This is a genomic window from Pseudomonas sp. EA_5y_Pfl2_R50 (assembly GCF_963970475.1).
Lineage (GTDB): Bacteria > Pseudomonadota > Gammaproteobacteria > Pseudomonadales > Pseudomonadaceae > Aquipseudomonas.
Genome location: NZ_CAXAPT010000018.1, coordinates 14,788 through 27,938, shown reverse-complemented (window position 1 = coordinate 27,938; position 13,151 = coordinate 14,788). Strand labels below are relative to the sequence as shown.

15 protein-coding genes are annotated in these 13,151 nt (G+C 60.8%); 5 read left to right on the top strand and 10 right to left on the bottom strand.

Annotated elements, in window-relative coordinates; genetic code table 11:
• Nucleotides 1-92: 92 nt before the first annotated feature.
• A complete protein-coding gene (locus AACY19_RS24525; RefSeq protein WP_339454163.1) occupies nucleotides 93-728 on the top strand; it encodes a TetR/AcrR family transcriptional regulator in 636 nt (211 codons plus the stop codon).
• Between the two features lie 60 nt (nucleotides 729-788).
• Here the strand turns inward: AACY19_RS24525 and AACY19_RS24520 are convergent, their stop codons facing one another.
• Nucleotides 789-1,571 carry a class I SAM-dependent methyltransferase gene (locus tag AACY19_RS24520; RefSeq protein WP_339454162.1) on the bottom strand — a complete coding sequence of 261 codons (783 nt, stop codon included), beginning with the start codon at nucleotides 1,569-1,571 and terminating at the stop codon, nucleotides 789-791.
• A gap of 92 nt (nucleotides 1,572-1,663) precedes the next feature.
• On the opposite strand from AACY19_RS24520, the gene AACY19_RS24515 reads away from it, so the two are divergent.
• Nucleotides 1,664-2,284, top strand: coding sequence for an energy transducer TonB (locus AACY19_RS24515; protein WP_339454161.1), 621 nt, complete (start codon nucleotides 1,664-1,666; stop codon nucleotides 2,282-2,284).
• A 3-nt stretch (nucleotides 2,285-2,287) separates the two neighbouring features.
• On the opposite strand, the gene AACY19_RS24510 is transcribed toward AACY19_RS24515, so the two are convergent.
• From AACY19_RS24510 to ppc, 7 genes are all read right to left on the bottom strand, one after another.
• Nucleotides 2,288-2,980: an extensin-like domain-containing protein gene (locus AACY19_RS24510; protein ID WP_339454160.1), complete on the bottom strand. Its 693-nt coding sequence runs from the start codon at nucleotides 2,978-2,980 to the stop codon at nucleotides 2,288-2,290.
• Between the two features lie 2 nt (nucleotides 2,981-2,982).
• Nucleotides 2,983-3,816: an isocitrate lyase/PEP mutase family protein gene (locus AACY19_RS24505; protein ID WP_339454159.1), complete on the bottom strand. Its 834-nt coding sequence runs from the start codon at nucleotides 3,814-3,816 to the stop codon at nucleotides 2,983-2,985.
• A 31-nt stretch (nucleotides 3,817-3,847) separates the two neighbouring features.
• Nucleotides 3,848-4,708 (bottom strand): DUF72 domain-containing protein, encoded by an 861-nt coding sequence (locus AACY19_RS24500; protein WP_339454158.1) that lies wholly within the window; start codon nucleotides 4,706-4,708, stop codon nucleotides 3,848-3,850.
• Nucleotides 4,708-5,019 carry a hypothetical protein gene (locus tag AACY19_RS24495; protein ID WP_339454157.1) on the bottom strand — a complete coding sequence of 104 codons (312 nt, stop codon included), beginning with the start codon at nucleotides 5,017-5,019 and terminating at the stop codon, nucleotides 4,708-4,710. The genes AACY19_RS24500 and AACY19_RS24495 overlap by 1 nt, the downstream gene beginning before the upstream one ends.
• Nucleotides 5,020-5,251: 232 nt before the next feature.
• Nucleotides 5,252-5,926: a tRNA (adenosine(37)-N6)-threonylcarbamoyltransferase complex dimerization subunit type 1 TsaB gene (gene tsaB / locus AACY19_RS24490; RefSeq protein ID WP_339454156.1), complete on the bottom strand. Its 675-nt coding sequence runs from the start codon at nucleotides 5,924-5,926 to the stop codon at nucleotides 5,252-5,254.
• Nucleotides 5,927-6,019: 93 nt separating this feature from the next.
• Nucleotides 6,020-6,667, bottom strand: a complete 648-nt coding sequence (gene adk, locus AACY19_RS24485) for an adenylate kinase (RefSeq protein WP_242204972.1) — start codon at nucleotides 6,665-6,667, stop codon at nucleotides 6,020-6,022.
• A gap of 290 nt (nucleotides 6,668-6,957) precedes the next feature.
• The gene (gene ppc, locus AACY19_RS24480; protein ID WP_339454155.1) at nucleotides 6,958-9,588 is read right to left on the bottom strand and encodes a phosphoenolpyruvate carboxylase; all 2,631 of its coding nucleotides are present in this window, start codon (nucleotides 9,586-9,588) and stop codon (nucleotides 6,958-6,960) included.
• A gap of 213 nt (nucleotides 9,589-9,801) precedes the next feature.
• On the opposite strand from ppc, the gene AACY19_RS24475 reads away from it, so the two are divergent.
• The 3 genes from AACY19_RS24475 (at nucleotide 9,802) to AACY19_RS24465 (ending at nucleotide 11,773) form a co-directional block, all read left to right on the top strand.
• Nucleotides 9,802-10,146 carry a hypothetical protein gene (locus AACY19_RS24475; protein ID WP_008078374.1) on the top strand — a complete coding sequence of 115 codons (345 nt, stop codon included), beginning with the start codon at nucleotides 9,802-9,804 and terminating at the stop codon, nucleotides 10,144-10,146.
• A gap of 378 nt (nucleotides 10,147-10,524) precedes the next feature.
• On the top strand, nucleotides 10,525-10,929 hold the full coding sequence (locus tag AACY19_RS24470) for a DUF4398 domain-containing protein (protein ID WP_339454154.1): 405 nt from the start codon (nucleotides 10,525-10,527) through the stop codon (nucleotides 10,927-10,929).
• Between the two features lie 55 nt (nucleotides 10,930-10,984).
• Nucleotides 10,985-11,773, top strand: coding sequence for an OmpA family protein (locus AACY19_RS24465; protein ID WP_339454153.1), 789 nt, complete (start codon nucleotides 10,985-10,987; stop codon nucleotides 11,771-11,773).
• A gap of 135 nt (nucleotides 11,774-11,908) precedes the next feature.
• On the opposite strand, the gene AACY19_RS24460 is transcribed toward AACY19_RS24465, so the two are convergent.
• Nucleotides 11,909-12,238, bottom strand: a complete 330-nt coding sequence (locus AACY19_RS24460) for a hypothetical protein (protein WP_122609620.1) — start codon at nucleotides 12,236-12,238, stop codon at nucleotides 11,909-11,911.
• A complete protein-coding gene (locus AACY19_RS24455) occupies nucleotides 12,235-13,140 on the bottom strand; it encodes an alpha/beta hydrolase (RefSeq protein ID WP_339454152.1) in 906 nt (301 codons plus the stop codon). Before AACY19_RS24455 ends, AACY19_RS24460 begins: the two co-directional genes overlap by 4 nt.
• Between the last annotated feature and the right edge of the window lie 11 nt (nucleotides 13,141-13,151).

The following is a 13,151-nucleotide window of genomic DNA, read 5'->3' as shown; positions in this document are numbered from 1 at the left end:
TGACGGACCTTTCGCTAATGGTGCTTGGAATAATTATACTGGCGGGTATGTTATTAATAGCAAACTCACCAGTCCAGTATTAAAAGCGAAGAATGTCGAACAATCCTTCAGCTCCAAACGGTCCGGGCCGCCCCAAGGATCTGGCCAAGCGCCAAGCCATCCTCGACGCGGCGAAAACCCTCTTTCTGAGTCATGGTTATGCCAACACCAGCATGGACGCGGTCGCCAGCGAGGCGGGCGTTTCGAAGCTGACCGTTTACAGCCATTTCAACGACAAGGAGACGCTGTTCTCCGCTGCCGTGGTCGCTAAATGCGAGGAGCAATTACCGCCATTGTTCTTCGAATTGCCCGAAGGCATCGCCGTAGAGAATGTGTTGCTGAACATTGCCCGAGGTTTTCATCACCTGATCAACAGCGATGAATCGGTGAATCTGCACCGTCTGATCATGGCGCTGGGCAGTCAGGATCCGAAGCTTTCACTGATCTTCTTCGAGGCCGGCCCGCAGCGCATGGTGCAGGGGATGGAGCGTTTATTGACGCGCATCCACGAGACCGGCGCCCTGAGCATTGATCTGCCGCGCAATGCCGCCGAGCATTTCTTCTGCCTGATCAAGGGGGCGGGGAATTTTCGGTTGCTGTATGGCTGTGGGGAGCCGCTGACGGAAGAGGCAGCGCAGAGCCATGTGCAGGAAGTTGTGGCGTTGTTTATGCGCGCCTATCGGCCCTGATTTCTGCAGTGTCGGCACTGACGCCATCGCTGGCTTGCCAGCGATTGGCGCGACTCGGTCTCAGGGCTTGAGCGCTTTCTTCGGGTAAATGTCATAGCGGCTGGATTTGCCATCCAGCGCATGACTCGGCTTCGGCCCCGCGATGCACGGCGCCTTGCGCGGTCGCTTGACCACCACCCGGTGCGTCGCCAGTGCCAGCGCTGCTTCGAGCAACGCCGGCGCATCGGGATCATCGCCAACCAATGGGCGGAACAGGCGCATTTCCTTCTTCACCAGCGCAGTCTTCTCACGGTGCGGAAACATCGGGTCGAGATAAATCACCTGCGGAGGCTCACCCTCCCAGTGCTGCATGACCTCGATGGAGTTGCCCTTGAGCAATTTCATCCGCGCCACAATCGGCGCGACGTCAAAATCTTCCGCCGCCCGTGCCAGGCCATCCTCCAGCAAGGCGCCGATCAGGGGCTGGCGCTCGATCAGGCTCATGTCGCAGCCGAGGCTCGCCAGCACGAACGCATCCTTGCCGAGCCCCGCCGTGGCATCCAGCACCCGCGGGCGCACGCCCTGGGCGATACCGACGGCCTTGGCGATCATCTGCCCGCTGCCACCGCCGTACAGCCGCCGGTGTGCCGCGCCACCTTCGACAAAGTCAACGCGCACCGGCCCCGGCGCCTCCGGGCCAAGCTGTTGCAACTGCAACCCCTGCTCGCCGACCTGCAAGGCAAACTCGCCGTCTGCCACTTCCAGCGGCAGACCGAGTCGCTCGGCCCACTGCCCGGCTTGCGCTTCAAACGTCGGGCCGAGGGCCTGGACATGGATGCGGCAGGCCGCGGGTTGCTCAATCATGGAAAACACGCTCAAAAATTCAAGGAGCGGCAAAAACCGCCGATAACTCATTCAACGCACATTTTGCCAGAGCTGAGCGTCAACCGAAAAAAATGTCAGGCATTCTTCCCACATCGATTGGCTACATTTCGCCCCATGGCGACTTTAGCCGTCAAAACACTCAAGCACTGAGCGGCGTCAGTCAACTGTGGCAGGATTTCTTTGCCCAGGCGATGGCCGAACAGACGAGTGATGTGGTACCCGCCTGCGGCACGTTTCCACCGGTCGACCTGAGCAGTCCTGAAGAACCGACCCTGGGCAGTGAACTGCACGCGCACATCGTCAGTCAGCGCGAGTGCGAGGTGGTTGAAACCGAAGTGCGCCCGCCTGAGCCGCTGTTCCTGCCCATCGCCGAATTCGAAACCGAGCTGCTGGACAAGCCGTTCCCACCGTTCCCGCCGGAAGAAATCAAGGCTCAGCAAGCGCAGCAGGATTTCGACAGCAGCTGGGTGCGCCCGGTGGTGATCAACAACGGCCAGCCGATCCCGGAACCGGGCGCAGCACCGCAGAAGAAACCGCTGTACCTGCCGATTGCCGAATTCGATCTGGATCTGCTGCAAAAACCTTATCCGCCGTTCCCGCCAGAAGAAATTGTCGAGCAGCAGAAGGCGCTGGACTTTGATAATGGCTGGGCACGCCCTATCGTTCTGCAGAACGTTCGCCTGGCCGCCTGATCCTCAGCGACAGACACTCCAGCGGCCGACATCGACATGAAAGTGATTGCGATGGGCGGCGTTGTAGTCCGGGCTCAACACCACACTGAACGCCTCGCAGGCGCCGTCGCGCACTTGCCGTAGAAACTGCGCATCCTGATTTTGTCGGGGCCAGTCCTTCAGAACATTGATCACCCGCCCATCCGCCAGCCGGAACCCGGCAATGTCCAGCGCATCGGCGCTGGCATGGCGACTGAGCGCGCCGCTCTCGCGGTTGTAGACATTGCGGCAGGCGAAGCTGCCAAGGTGATCCAGACGCACGACTTTCTCACCGTAAACAGCTTGCGCGACGGGTTGCAGGGTGTGGTGCTCGAACATTGCGTAGGCGACGGCCAGCGGACAACTGGCGAGGAAACTGCTGCTCAGCGCCACCTCGCCGCCCTGCACGCGCACGGCAGCGATCAGTGGGCACTTGGCGTCAGGACTGTCGGCTTGGCGCGTGACGCGCAGCTCAGCGCTACTCAGCGCCTGCGCGCAGCGTTCAGGGTCACTGCGCAGGCGCATCAGCTTGTAGCCGGTCAGCCAGTTGGGCGTGGCTTTCACATCCAGCGGCGCCCAGGGGTTCCACTGCGGCGGCATGTCCAGCCAGCCACGCCAGACGCTGATCGCAGCGCCGCCAATCATCAGCAGCACCAAGCCGAAGATCCATCGCCCCATGTTCAGCCCTTGAAAAAGCGGTTGGCCTTGGCATAAGGCATCGATTGCGAGGTAAATCCGAACGTGCCGGACTGCTGGATTTCTTCAGCGGCGCGCAAGAATTCGCCGAACGCCGCCAATGCCAGTGCCGAGCCAGTGCTGATCCGGCGCACGCCCATTTCTGCCAGCGCCTGCACGGTCAGATTCAAGCCACCGGACATCAACACATTCACCGGTTTCGGCGCCACCGCACGCACCACCGCCAGCACTTCTTCGGCGTTGCGCAAACCCGGCGCATACAAAACGTCGGCGCCAGCCTCGGCGAAAGCCTGCAAGCGGCGGATGGTGTCGTTGATGTCGGGATTGTCGTGCAGATAGTTTTCCGCACGGGCCGTCAGAATGAAGGGGAATGGCAGGGTGCGCACGGCAGCGACAGCGGCTTCGATGCGCGCCACGGCATGTTCGAAACAATAGATCGGCGCATCCGGGCGGCCCGTGGCGTCTTCGATCGAGCCGCCAACCGCGCCCGCCTCGGCGGCACGAATCAGGCTTTGAGCGGATTCGACCGGCGCATCGGCAAAACCGTTTTCCAGATCCACCGCCACTGGCAGATCCGTCGCGGCGACAATCGCACGAACATTGGCCAATGTCTCATCGAGACTCAACGCACCATCGGCCTTGCCCTGGGAAAACGCATATCCGGCGCTGGTCGTTGCCAGTGCCGGATAGCCGAGGCTGGCGAGCATCTTCGCCGAACCCGCATCCCACGGATTGGGAATGATGAAGAGCCCCGGACGTTCATGCAGGGCTTTGAAGGCGTGGGCTTTACGGACTTGTTCTTGAGCTTGGGCGTCCATCGACAGGCTCCTGGGCAGGAAAAGATCCGCCTCAGAGCAGGCCAAGTTGCTCGGCGGCGGGCTCTCTGTATAGCTCAGGCAGGGATGGCAGGCCAGGCAAACGTTGCATCAATTGCGTGTGAAAACGTTGCGCCAGCTTCGCCGCCAACAGGTTGTCGGCGGTGTGCAGGAAGATGTATGGCGTGCGCCCCTCTTCGATCCACTCGGCGATTTTCGCCACCCACGGCACCAGAAACGGGTCATTCGCTTCCAGTTCGGGATGGCCGATGAAGCGCACCTGCGGGGACTGCGTGAACGCCGCCGGTCGCGTTGGCACACGTGGTTTTTTTGATTGCGCGTGGATCACCGAAGACTCGGTCGAGAGGCAACTGAACAACGCCCGTGGATCAAGGCAAATGCGTTCGACACCACGATCCAGCAGCAGGCGATTGAGCAGCCGTTCGCTCTCACCCTTGGCGAAGAACTGTTCATGACGCACTTCCACCGCCAGCGGGCAATCCAGTGCATCGATGAATGCTGCCAGTTCCGGCAGCCGATGCGGGGTAAAACTCTTCGACAGTTGCAGCCACAACGGCGAGACGCGTTCGCCAAGGGGCTTGAGCAATTGCAGGAAGGTTTCGGCGGCAGTCAGTTGCTCACGCAAGTCACCGCTGTGGCTGACGTCGCCGGGGAATTTGGCGGTAAAGCGAAAGTGTTCCGGCATGACTTCGGCCCAACGCTGCACAGTGGCCGGCGACGGGCTGGCGTAGAAGGTCGTGTTGCCTTCGACGGCGTTGAACACTTGGGAATACAGCCCGAGGAAATCGGAGGTTTTGGCGTCTTGCGGGTAGAGATACTCGCGCCAGGCGCTTTCACTCCAGGACGGGCAGCCGAGGTAGTAAGGCAGCGCCATCAGATGTACAGATCGAGGCCCAGCACGTCCGCATCCCAATCGACAAAACCGGCGGTGCTCAGGTAGCTGGCGAGGGCCATCGCTACGCTTTTGCTCATGGCGCGGTGGTAGATCATGTCTTGTTGGCGGGCGGGCAGATTGCTCAGGCGTTGCGCAGCGGCTTTGGCGGCAGCACGGGCGGCCAGTTGCTCTTCAGTCGGGAATTCCAGCTCGCCGTCGATATCGTCGACGGATTCATCCACGCTCACAGGGCCTTTGCGAGGCTTGCGCTTGATGGGATAGGACTGAGAGGAAAGGCCGTCTATACGCATAATTTCATGCTCGGTATCGATGATGGCAATTTAGCGGCACCTGACCGACTTAGCAAACCGCCGAGTGATAACTAGAACACATAAAGCGCAAAAGGTTTAAAGCGAGGGTTAGAAACTGACGATTGGTGTTGGCGGCAGAAAGCCATTCGCGAGCAGGCTCGCTCCCACAAGAACGACGCTGTACCTGTGGGAGCGAGCCTGCTCGCGAAGGGGTAACTCGGTATCGAGTGAATCAACGAGCCTTGGGGGTGGCGACTTTATCGCGCAGGTAAACCGGTTGCGCATCGTCAGCCGGGATCGATTCGCCACGCTCCCAGGCGAAACGCGCCAGGGTCAGCAGGTCTACTGCATGGGGCAGCATGCCGGCGTCGGAGCCCGTCAGATTGACGGCGATCCGCTCGCCATAGCCCCAACCGGTGCCAGCACCGAACCACTCGCCACTCGCATCCGCCGGCAGTGCGGCAACTTCCGGTGGCAACACTGCTTCGGTGCCGACCAGTCGCATCTCCCCCGCCGTCTCGCGGTAGCAGCCCCAATACACTTCATCCATCCGCGCATCGATGGCCGCCGCGACCTGGCTCACGCCATGCTCACGCAACGCACGCTGCGCCAGCACGGCAAGGTTGGACACCGGCAACACCGGGCGATCCAGCGCAAACGCCAGACCCTGCACCACGCCTATCGCAATTCGCACACCGGTAAACGCACCCGGCCCGCGACCGAAGGCAATCGCGTCGACCGCTTGCAGTGTGGTGCCGGCGTCGGCCAGCAGTTGCTGGATCATCGGCAGCAGCTTCTGCGCATGCAGGCGCGGGATCACCTCGTAATGGCTCGTGACCTTGCCGTCATGCAGCAAGGCAACGGAGCAAGCTTCAGTCGCGGTGTCCAGGGCCAGCAAGGTGCTCATCGATGTTTCCAAAACAGGTGTGGGAAAAAGTGCGTCAGTATAAACAACTACGGCCCGCAAGCGGGCCGTGGATGATGCTGCGGTTCAGACTTTTCAGCTCAGCGCTGCCAGCACCTTGGTGGTGATCGCATCCACCGAACCGACGCCAGGGATGTGGCTGTACTTCGGCTTGCCGTTGGCAGCCGACAGCTTCTGGTAGAACTCTACCAGCGGCTTGGTCTGCGAGTGGTAGACCGACAGGCGATGACGCACGGTTTCTTCGGTGTCGTCCTTGCGCTGTACCAGCTCTTCGCCGGTGATGTCGTCTTTGCCAGCGATTTTCGGCGGGTTGTAGACGATGTGGTAAACGCGGCCGCTGGCTTCGTGAACACGACGGCCAGCGATACGTTGAACGATTTCTTCGTCCTCAACGGCGATTTCCACCACGGCGTCCAGCTCGACGCCGGCAGTGACCAGTGCTTCGGCCTGCGGAATGGTGCGCGGGAAGCCGTCGAACAGGAAGCCGTTGGCGCAGTCTGGCTGAGCGATGCGATCCTGCACCAGCGCGATGATCAGGTCATCCGACACCAGGCCGCCCGCATCCATGATGCTCTTGGCTTGAACGCCCAGCGGAGTGCCGGCCTTGACCGCAGCACGCAGCATGTCGCCGGTGGAGATTTGCGGAATGCCGAATTTCTCGGTGATGAACTTTGCCTGAGTACCTTTACCGGCCCCGGGAGCTCCCAGCAGAATGACGCGCATCGATGTGCTCCTCAATTTTTTATATAGAAAACAACAGGATTCGCCTCTTGGGGCCAATCTTAAAAATACGGGTCGTGGCCGCACAAACGGCCAAAGGCTGATCAAGATACACAGCAGGCTGCGCCCACACAAGACGCCAAAAGTCGGAGAAACCGACGCCCGCCGCGACCTCGCGACATGGTGACCCAAGTCGCAACCCCATCATTAACTGTCGCTTGATGGCACTTTCGCCCGTCAGGCCAAGCGGCAACCGGGGCATGTTGCCGGTGCCGCTCGCCACGCCAGAAACCTTAGCCGGTATTGCGCAAACCGGCGGCAATCCCCGCCACAGACACCAGCAGTGCTTGCTCCACCGGGCTACCCTGCTCGACATTCTGCTGTCGCGAACGCGCCAGCAGTTCTGCCTGCAATAGATGTAGCGGGTCGAGGTAGGTGTTGCGCAGGCGGATGAATTCGAGGGTGTCAGGGCTATGTGCCAGTAGCTGCGACTGCCCGGTCAAGCCGAGCAGCACCGCGCACGCCTGCGACAATAGGTCGCGTAACTGCGCGCCCAACGGCAGCAGATCCGGCTCGACCAGACGCTCGTCGTAAGACAGCGCAATGTCCGCGTCAGCCTTGGCCAGGACCATTTCCAGCATATCGATGCGCGTGCGGAAGAACGGCCACTGCTCGCGCATCTGCCCCAGAAGCTTGCCCTCTCCACGCTCCAGCGCTTTGCTCAGCGCCGATTCCCAACCGAGCCACGCCGGCAACATCAATCGTGTTTGCGTCCAGCCGAAGATCCAGGGGATAGCCCGCAGGCTTTCGATGCCACCGGCGCGGCGTTTGGCCGGACGACTGCCCAGCGGCAAACGCCCTAACTCCTGCTCCGGTGTGGACTGGCGGAAGTATTCGACGAACTGTGGATTTTCCCGCACCACCTGGCGGTATGCACTGACACCGTCCGCCGCCAATTCGTCCATCAAGTGGCGCCATTCAGGGGTCGGTGGCGGAGGCGGCAGCAATGTCGCTTCGAGCACCGCCGCCAGATAGAGATTGAGGTTTTGCTCGGCGATGTCCGGCAGGCCGAATTTGAAGCGGATCATTTCACCCTGTTCAGTCGTGCGGAAACGCCCCGCCACCGAACCCGGCGGCTGCGACAGAATCGCTGCGTGGGCCGGGCCACCGCCGCGACCCACGGTGCCGCCGCGACCGTGGAACAACAGCAGTTCGACTTGCTGTTCGCGGCAGATTTCCACCAAGCGCTCCTGCGCACGATATTGCGCCCACGCCGCCGCCGTGGTGCCGGCATCCTTGGCGGAGTCGGAATAACCGATCATCACTTCCTGCGGGCCCTGCAACCGCGCGCGATAACCCGGCAACAGCAACAACCGCTCCATGACCGGCCCGGCGTTATCGAGGTCGGCGAGGGTCTCGAACAGCGGTACCACACGCATCGGCCGCAGCACGCCAGACTCTTTGAGTAACAGTTGCACGGCGAGCACATCGGAAGCAGCGCCGGCCATGGAGATCACGTAGGAACCGAGCGAGGCGCCCGGTGCAGCAGCGATTTCCTTGCAGGTGTTGAGTACTTCGGCGGTGTCGGCGGACGGTTTGAAATGCGCCGGCAGCAGTGGCCGGCGATTGCTCAGTTCGCCGGTCAGGAAGGTGATGCGCTGCTCTTCGTCCCAATCCTCATAGCGACCCAGACCGAGGTAATCGGTGATTTCAGTCATCGCCGAACTGTGCCGCGAGGAATCCTGACGCACATCCAGGCGCACAAGGAACAGGCCGAACGTCACCGCCCGACGCAAGCAATCGAGCAACGGACCATCAGCGATCACGCCCATGCCGCACTCGTGCAGCGAGTTGAAGCACAGCTCCAGCGGGTCGAGCAGATCGCGGTTGTTGTGCAGCACATCGACCGGTGCCGGTGTTGGCGCGGTCAACGCGGCGTGGGCCCAATTGCGCGTCGCACGCAGGCGTTCGCGCAATTGCTTGAGCACCGCGCGGTACGGTTCGGCGCTGTCGCCGGCCTGGGCTTTGAGGGCATCGCTGGCCTGCTGCATCGACAGTTCGGCAGCCAAATGATCGACATCGCGCAGGTACAAATCGGCGGCCATCCAGCGCGCCAGCAGCAGCACTTCGCGGGTCACTGCTGCGGTGACATTGGGGTTGCCGTCACGGTCGCCGCCCATCCACGAGGCGAAACGAATCGGCGCAGCTTCCAGCGGCAAACGCAGGCCCGTCGCTTCATGTAGAGCCTTGTCGGCCTTGCGCATATGGTTGGGAATCGCCTGCCACAGCGAATGCTCGATCACCGCGAAACCCCATTTGGCTTCATCAACTGGCGTCGGTCGCGTGCGGCGAATCTCTTCGGTGTGCCAGGCTTCGGCGATCAGCCGCTGCAGGGTGGTGTGGATCTGTTCGCGTTCGGCGCTGGTCAGGTCGCGGTGATCCTGCGCGGCGAGTTGCGCGGCAATCGCGTCGTACTTCTGGATCAGCGTGCGCCGCGCCACTTCGGTCGGGTGCGCGGTCAGCACCAGTTCGATTTCCAGCCGTGACAGTTGCCGGGCCAGCGATTCGGCGCTGTGACCTTCGTTGCGCAAACGCGCAAGCAATTCAGGCAACACGCGGGATTCGAACGGCGCAGGCCGGGACTCTTCGCGGCGGTGGATCAACTGATACTGCTCGGCGATGTTCGCCAGGTTCAAAAACTGGTTGAACGCCCGCGCCACCGGGAGCAATTCGTCCTCGCTCAATTGATTCAGGCTGGCGCTCAGCTCAGCGTCCATCGAACCACGGCGATCGGCTTTCGCGCCTTTGCGAATCTGCTCGATCTTGTCGAGGAAGGCTTCGCCGTACTGGTCTCGAATCGTATTGCCCAACAGCTCTCCGAGCAGGTGAACGTCTTCGCGCAAGCGTGCATCAATATCGGTCATCAGCAATTCCCCAGCAGTAATCCGGACGGCTCAGAAACGAGTGCATGACCTAGAGAGTGCCGCTCTGCGACGCTTCTTACAAGCAGCCGACGAAGTGACTTTAAACCTTGCGGGCGAAAGCTAGTCTCAACAGTAAGCCACACAACGGCTTGCCGCCGGCCCTGCCGGACACTCACCCCGACCTGCCATGAGCAGGCGCGAAATGAGGTCATCATGAAAATTCGTGAACTCGCCCAGCATTGGGAAGAAAACGCCAAGGGTCGCCTGACCGACACCGGCTACACGATTCATCTGGATGTCGAAGCCGCCGCACGACTGGCGGCGATTGCCGAGATGTATCCCAAACGGCATGCCGAAGAACTGCTCGGCGAATTGATCGGCGCAGCGCTCGAAGAGTTTGAAGCGAGCCTGCCGTATGTGAAGGGTTCGACGGTGGTGGCGACCGATGAGGAAGGTGACCCGCTGTATGAAGATGTCGGGCCTACACCGCGTTTTCTCGCGCTATCGCGCCGCCATTTGCATGATCTCTCGGCGGCTGCCGGCAAGCAGAAACACTGACACAACACGCATCAGTACTGTGGGAGCGGGCTTGCTCGCGAAAGCGGTATATCAGCCGACATCGATGCTGCCTGGCCCACTGCTTTCGCGAGCAGGCTCACTCCCGCATGGCCTGAATTTCTGACTCCATAACGACGTGTTTCCGGTATTGAAAACGCCCGCGCGTACCGCGTCCTCCCGCCAAAGTTCCCGCTTTAGAGCCTTGTCCATTCAGTCAAAAATTATTTTGGCGATAGGCCATCTTTTCTGAACTTTTGAAAAACGCCGCCGGTCGGAGCCATTAACCACGCCTGGAACGAGCGTTTCAAAAACGCCTGTCATACGACGCTTTTCGGCTCCTCGACCAGGATGGATTCAGTTGTTTTCAGGAGATGCCTAATGGAGTTGAAGACCATGAAAAACCCAATGTCGTTTACACACCTGCGCGGTCTGAAACTGGCCGCCCTGGCCATCGGCACCAGTTTCGTACTGGCCGGTTGCGCCGGTAATCCACCGACCGAGCAATATGCCGTGACCCAATCGGCAGTCAACAGCGCCGTCAGCGCTGGCGGTACCGAATTCGCCGCCGTCGAAATGAAGCAAGCGCAGGACAAACTGAAACAAGCCGAAATCGCCATGCACGACAAGAAGTATGACGAAGCGCGCACCCTCGCCGAACAAGCCGAATGGGACGCTCGCGTCGCCGAACGCAAGGCTCAGGCGATGAAAGCCGAACAGGCAGTGAAGGATTCCCAGAAAGGTGTTCAGGAACTGCGTCAGGAAAGTCAGCGCACCGTGCAGTAAGCGCGCATCCCGACCGCAACGCTGAAACTTTATCGATAGAAAGGACGAAAAAATTATGCGTAAGCAACTGATGATCCCCGCTCTTCTGGCCGCAAGTGTTGCTCTGGCTGCGTGCTCGACGCCGCCTAACCCGAATCTGGAACAGGCACGTACCAACTACGCCGGTCTGCAAGCCAACCCGCAGGCGAGCAAAGTCGCGGCACTGGAAACCAAAGACGCCAGCGATTACCTGGACAAGGCCGACAAGGCCTACCTGGACAAGCAAGACGCGGCCAAGGTCGACCAACTGGCCTATCTGACCAACCAGCGCGTGGAAGTGGCCAAGCAGACCATCGCTCTGCGCACCGCTGAGAACAACCTGAAGAACGCCGCTGCCCAACGTGCCCAGGCGCGTCTGGATGCTCGTGACCAGCAGATCAAACAGCTGCAGGACAGCCTGAATGCCAAGCAGACTGATCGCGGTACGCTGGTGACCTTCGGTGACGTGCTGTTCGCCACCAACAAGGCTGACCTGAAATCCAGCGGCCTGGTCAACATCAACAAACTGGCGCAGTTCCTTCAGGAAAACCCGGATCGCAAAGTGATCGTCGAGGGTTACACCGACAGCACCGGCACTGCTTCGTACAACCAATCGCTTTCCGAGCGTCGTGCCACGTCCGTGCAGGTTGCGCTGATCAAGATGGGCGTAGATCCTTCGCGCATCGTGGTTCAGGGTTATGGCAAGGAATACCCGGTTGCCGATAACGGCAGCGTTTCCGGCCGTGCGATGAACCGTCGTGTGGAAGTGACCATTTCCAACGACAACCAGCCAGTGATGCCGCGTTCGGCGGTCAGCTCGAACTAAGCTCCCAGCTGCAATGCAAAAGCCCCGCCTGAGTGATCAGGCGGGGCTTTTTGGTGTGAGCTGAAATTGCGGCCCCTCTCCCTCTGGGCGGTCCGACGTTTCGGGAGGGTCAGGGTGAGGGCTGCACCAGCAGAATCACTCTTGCAGTTTCTGCGGGGTCTCTTCGCCCATGCAACGCACGGCTTTTTTCTGTGCATTGATCAGCACACCAGTCAGGCCTTTCTGCTCGGTATCGAACAACACCAGCACGCCATCAATGCATTGCGCCACTTGCGGCGCCGGGGCGAGCGAGACTTTGTAGTCTTCGCCCGGCACGGTCTTGAGCATGGTGAATTCATTGAGCAGCAACGCATCCTCGGGTTTGGCGAAATGCAGATAGCCGTAGTACCACAGCGCCCCGACGGTGCCGAGGATGCTGCAGATACCGGTGATGATCAGCGGGATGGCGTTACGTTCTTCAGTCATTGCGGACTCTCATCTTCAGAATTCGAGGGTTGCGGGTAATTCGGTATTTCGCCGAGGCGGCGCAGGCCATTGAAATGCTCGGGATCGTCGAGGTAGCGCAGCATCACCTGACGCCACACCGGGTCGCCAAAGGTCTGCACATGACCGCCACGGGTCAGTTGCAGGACGCGCGGCGGCGGCGCCGCTTGGTACAGGCGGATGCCATTGGAAAGCGGCACCAGCGAATCGTCGAGGCTGTGGAAAATCAGTTTCGGCACGCCGTTGAGTTGCGGCATCGAGTTGATTGCGCTGTCGCCGTCCGGCACCAGCCACGACAGCGGCACCTGGAACGGCCAAGTCAGCCACGATGTGCTCAGTGCGTACTGGCCGACGCTGCGATAGCTGGCGGGCACGCCGTCGAGCACCAGCGCCTTGAGCTGTTTCTGCCGTTCCGGATGCTGCACCAGCCAGTGCACGGCCATCGAACCGCCGAGGCTTTGACCGAGCAGCACCAGCGGTTTGCCTTTGACTTCAGGCGCCTTGTCGAGCCAGGCGAACGCGGCGTCGATATCCTGATAGATCGCCGGCAAACTCGGTTCGCCCTCAGATAAACCATAACCGCGATAGTCCACCAGGAGCACTTGATAGCCGTTCTTCGGCAACCACCAGCTGCCGCCCAGGTGCATCGGCAGATTGCCGCCGTTGCCGTGCAGGTGCAGAACAGTGCCTTTGACCTCGACGCCCGGTTTGGCCGGCAGCCACCAGGCGTTGAGCTTCAGGCCGTCAGCGGTGACCAGCGTCACGGTACGGTAGTCGAGTTTGGCTTTGTCCGGGGTGAAGACCTGTCCGGGCTCGGGGTAGAACAACAGGGAACTGCAACCGCCAAGGGTCAGAAGCAGGCAGAAGATGCCGAGGATTCTCATCCGGTGAAACC

Coding starts and splice junctions, on each gene's coding strand:
- AACY19_RS24515 (WP_339454161.1), top strand. CDS start 1,664: ATGTCAGGCATTCTTCCCACATCGATTGGCTACATTTCGCCCCATGGC.
- ppc (WP_339454155.1), bottom strand. CDS start 9,588: ATGACCGATATTGATGCACGCTTGCGCGAAGACGTTCACCTGCTCGGA.
- AACY19_RS24500 (WP_339454158.1), bottom strand. CDS start 4,708: ATGGCGCTGCCTTACTACCTCGGCTGCCCGTCCTGGAGTGAAAGCGCC.
- AACY19_RS24460 (WP_122609620.1), bottom strand. CDS start 12,238: ATGACTGAAGAACGTAACGCCATCCCGCTGATCATCACCGGTATCTGC.
- AACY19_RS24495 (WP_339454157.1), bottom strand. CDS start 5,019: ATGCGTATAGACGGCCTTTCCTCTCAGTCCTATCCCATCAAGCGCAAG.
- AACY19_RS24475 (WP_008078374.1), top strand. CDS start 9,802: ATGAAAATTCGTGAACTCGCCCAGCATTGGGAAGAAAACGCCAAGGGT.
- AACY19_RS24525 (WP_339454163.1), top strand. CDS start 93: ATGTCGAACAATCCTTCAGCTCCAAACGGTCCGGGCCGCCCCAAGGAT.
- AACY19_RS24470 (WP_339454154.1), top strand. CDS start 10,525: ATGGAGTTGAAGACCATGAAAAACCCAATGTCGTTTACACACCTGCGC.
- adk (WP_242204972.1), bottom strand. CDS start 6,667: ATGCGCGTCATTCTGCTGGGAGCTCCCGGGGCCGGTAAAGGTACTCAG.
- AACY19_RS24520 (WP_339454162.1), bottom strand. CDS start 1,571: ATGATTGAGCAACCCGCGGCCTGCCGCATCCATGTCCAGGCCCTCGGC.
- tsaB (WP_339454156.1), bottom strand. CDS start 5,926: ATGAGCACCTTGCTGGCCCTGGACACCGCGACTGAAGCTTGCTCCGTT.
- AACY19_RS24455 (WP_339454152.1), bottom strand. CDS start 13,140: ATGAGAATCCTCGGCATCTTCTGCCTGCTTCTGACCCTTGGCGGTTGC.
- AACY19_RS24510 (WP_339454160.1), bottom strand. CDS start 2,980: ATGGGGCGATGGATCTTCGGCTTGGTGCTGCTGATGATTGGCGGCGCT.
- AACY19_RS24465 (WP_339454153.1), top strand. CDS start 10,985: ATGCGTAAGCAACTGATGATCCCCGCTCTTCTGGCCGCAAGTGTTGCT.
- AACY19_RS24505 (WP_339454159.1), bottom strand. CDS start 3,816: ATGGACGCCCAAGCTCAAGAACAAGTCCGTAAAGCCCACGCCTTCAAA.